General features: G+C 39.9%; 3 protein-coding genes. All 3 read right to left on the bottom strand.

Annotated elements, in window-relative coordinates:
• Positions 1–35: 35 nt before the first annotated feature.
• The 3 genes from I6E40_RS10415 to I6E40_RS10405 are packed head-to-tail and all read right to left on the bottom strand — an operon-like array spanning position 36 to position 3,440.
• Positions 36–854 carry a hypothetical protein gene (locus I6E40_RS10415; RefSeq protein WP_235387146.1) on the bottom strand — a complete coding sequence of 273 codons (819 nt, stop codon included), beginning with the start codon at positions 852–854 and terminating at the stop codon, positions 36–38.
• A complete protein-coding gene (locus I6E40_RS10410) occupies positions 833–1,414 on the bottom strand; it encodes a metallophosphoesterase family protein (RefSeq protein ID WP_235387145.1) in 582 nt (193 codons plus the stop codon). The genes I6E40_RS10415 and I6E40_RS10410 overlap by 22 nt, the downstream gene beginning before the upstream one ends.
• A 16-nt stretch (positions 1,415–1,430) precedes the next feature.
• Positions 1,431–3,440 carry a leucine-rich repeat domain-containing protein gene (locus I6E40_RS10405; RefSeq protein WP_235387142.1) on the bottom strand — a complete coding sequence of 670 codons (2,010 nt, stop codon included), beginning with the start codon at positions 3,438–3,440 and terminating at the stop codon, positions 1,431–1,433.
• Between the last annotated feature and the right edge of the window lie 88 nt (positions 3,441–3,528).

Genomic DNA, 3,528 nt, shown 5'->3' with positions numbered 1-3,528 from the left:
CCAATTATCCTGAGTAAAAAACAGCAAAATTGAGATTACTTATCTATATCATTCCATGATCCGAAGAACGCTTTATGCCTGGAGTGAGTTAAATTTCCACTTTTATCAATATAGCCAAAAGTTTTACCAATAGTAGCCACCGCATAATCTTCTGACTGAAGTTTGACCTCTTCAAAGATAGCATCTGTGCAATGTCCTGGGCTATAAAGTCCATACTTGCCATCCCGTTTGAATGCTACAATACCATCGAAGTCTTCAGCAGCATATATCTCATCTTGTAAACACGGAATGACTTCTCCGCCTTTGTGCGGTTCAAGCAATCCATACTTTCCATTCATTTGGCAAACAAAATATGATTGCCGCAACCCGAAATATCTAAAGATTCCATCATATTTGCATTGAGTAATCAGCGTGCTCTGATTCCTGTTTCTTGCGCAGGCATATTGAACCAATCCATATCTGCCACCAACAACTACAGGACTGCACCAATTGTACCCCCAACCTTTGTATATTGTATCATCATAGAGTTCTGGGAATGCATCATACAATGCAGGGACAAGCAACTTGCCCATAGCAGATTTGAGTCCCTTTTTCCCATTTTCTTCAAATACAGTATTCCTCATGTCCAGATGAAGAGTATCGTACATCTCTCTCTTGGATTCCAGTTCTTTCAGTTGCTCATCAGAAAGTGGCTCGATATTCTCATAATAGTGTTGAAGCATACGGACACATTGAACATAATCTTCTGCCTGATCAGGAGTTGGCAAAGTCTTTTTGTGAGGTTGACCACTATCATCAAGATGATACTCATAGTGCAACATAGCCAACCTATTTACTTCTCTTGCTGTCTGCATTTCTCTTGAATTATAGTCTTTACTTGATTGAACGATATGGGAGTATATTTGTTATTGTCAGCACCTACATCATACTGAATAGGCAATAAGTGTTGAAACCAGGAACAGTCTTCAGCAGTCGTATATGGATTTGAGTGTACGTGACCATACAACTGCCATACAGTCTTACGGGAAGTAGAGTAAGTCAAGAACGGATAGTGATTGAGAAGAATCTTCTGACCTTCAACATCTATCATCATTTGGTCTGAAACTGCTTTAAACCTCTTACAAACATTACTACTATCAAGAACCTTATGGTCATGATTGCCGCAGATTAGATAGATGTGTCCCTGGAGTTTATCCAACAAACTATTCCAAATAGCAGCATCTCCGAAGGCAAAGTCTCCTAGGTGAAAGACAATATCATCAGGCTTGACAACAGCGTTCCAATTCCTAATCAAAGTATCATCCATATCATCAACTGATGAGAAAGGTCTTCTGCATAAGTTGATGATATTACTATGATTGAAATGAGTGTCTGACGTAAAGAACACTCTGTCTGAATGGAACTTACTAATCATCTGTAGTCATTATCTTTCATACAGTCATGATATCACGGAGTTTCGTTATTAACTCTTTGCTTGTTGTCATAGTTGGTCCAGTTGTATGAGCATAGCCGTATTGACTCTTCATTCTGACTTTACATAAATCGTCATGAGTGTTGGAAAGAGCAAATTCAAACTCATCCAGCAATGTAGGGTCAGCATCATTGAGACATTTGGACTGCGCCTTGCGGTTGTGAATCACAGTCTCGTCTTTGCTAATAGATTCGATGAAATCATCTATTGCCCGATGAGAGCCTCTACCATCGAAGATAGAATATATTTCAGGAAGCAAATTTTTGAATTCTATTCCGTATTTCAAAAACTCGTATTCCTTGAAGAACAGGTCTTCTTCTTCAATCTTAACCGCTATTATACAAGCAAACCACAAACTGCTGAATGAGACTGGATCCATTGTGAATGCACAGAACTCTATCATTTCCTTATCAAAGACACAGCCTTCTGCAAGATGGTCATGTAGCCACTTGATGTATAAAGATAATTCTATCTTCCTTCCTTCAATCGTATGCTCTCTCAATTCTAAATCTTGTAAATAACGTACCAAGCCATAGAGGCCAGCCAAGCCGTTTATCCACATTGGGCCTTCTGTGAAGAACTCTGCGAATGTGTGATGAGCGTATTTAGTGTCAAGAGTATAGTTATACGGATTAGGATAGTTATCCAGATAGACAGAGTCTTTTGACATTCCTTTGAATGCTGTCAGTCCAACTATCTCCACCGTCTCTGGCAATTTCAACTGTGCTCCTGAATTCAGGAAGCAATCGTCGCCAATAAACCTAACACCTGTAAGGTCTATTGTTTTCAAAGATGAAGTATCAGCAAAACATAAGTCTAACACGTTTACTACTCCAGCAGGCATATTTACGGATTCCAGACTTGAGGCTCCATTGAATAACGCAATACCAAGTCTTTCCTGATGATTCTTAAACTTAACAGTCTTGAGGGACTTACATCCCTCACACATACATCTGCCAATGGGAAAATCAACGGATGCTGGTATTGTCAACTCTTCTAATCCAGACTGGAGGAACTGTTTGCAGCCTATCCTTCTCAATGACTCTGGCAGTTTGATGTGTTTCAAGCAAGAGATGCACATGAGAGCACCTTCATCTAAGGATTCAACTCCATCAGCAATGACATAGTTAGTGCTATTGAAACTCTTGCGGTCAGTTACACCAATCAGCCTTTTACCTGACAGGCTATAAACAACCCCATCCTTGTCTTCTTTCGTATAGAGATACTTGGTAGGCAGATCATTTAATCTCAGTTCTTCGTAGCCTTTAAGATAGTACTTAAAATATCTGTACAGCAACATACTTTCATATTCTGTCAGCCTTCCCTTCTTCTTGCTATCCTTGAGAATATAGCGTGCTTTTCTGATAGTTTCTTTCCAGATTGGGAACTGTTCGTATATTGACGGGTCCCCAGTCTGATCGTAGAGTGCAACAAAAGCACCTACAGCATCTTCTCTGGTTACAATATTATAATCTATCAGCGGAGACAGGGATTCACAAACAGCATCATACTGTTTGATAGAAGAGAGCAGGAATATCGTTCTCCAAGCAGAACGGTCTGGCAAGTCTGCTCCCTGTCGCATAAACCTAATTCCATCTTGAGCAGGAATAAACGGTTTATGGCCGTAAAGTAGATTCTTGACCATTGTATTAGGCAAAGGAACAGCCCCTATCTTCTTGAATTCAGAAGCCACGCCAGCAGAACATTCTACCCAATACTGAGCATCACACTCTCTAACAAGATTAATCAATCCATCCTCCTTGTCTGTCTTCCAGAATTCACAAAGTTTATTTCTTGCAGACTCCAACTCGTTTGCAGAAATATTTGCCAGTTTCTCTGGAATCGGATTCATTGCAGCAATATCATCATCCGTTCTACCTGACAACTGTAATGCCGCAATTTCTTCTGGGCTAAAAGTCATTGTCTTCTCCCAGCCGTAATTATCATTGAATACTTCAATTTCAATCATACTTTTATGTGTGATTTGTCATCTGCCAGCCATAATGGAGAATCTTTCTGGACGGCTCTTGCTATAACTTCTCTAAATGCAGGTTTCA

Origin of the sequence: Prevotellamassilia timonensis (assembly GCF_021531665.1) — a bacterium.
In the GTDB taxonomy this organism is placed as follows: domain Bacteria; phylum Bacteroidota; class Bacteroidia; order Bacteroidales; family Bacteroidaceae; genus Alloprevotella.
This window is presented reverse-complemented; position numbering and strand designations above follow the sequence as displayed.

Coding starts and splice junctions, on each gene's coding strand:
- I6E40_RS10405 (WP_235387142.1), bottom strand. CDS start 3,440: ATGATTGAAATTGAAGTATTCAATGATAATTACGGCTGGGAGAAGACA.
- I6E40_RS10410 (WP_235387145.1), bottom strand. CDS start 1,414: ATGATTAGTAAGTTCCATTCAGACAGAGTGTTCTTTACGTCAGACACT.
- I6E40_RS10415 (WP_235387146.1), bottom strand. CDS start 854: ATGCAGACAGCAAGAGAAGTAAATAGGTTGGCTATGTTGCACTATGAG.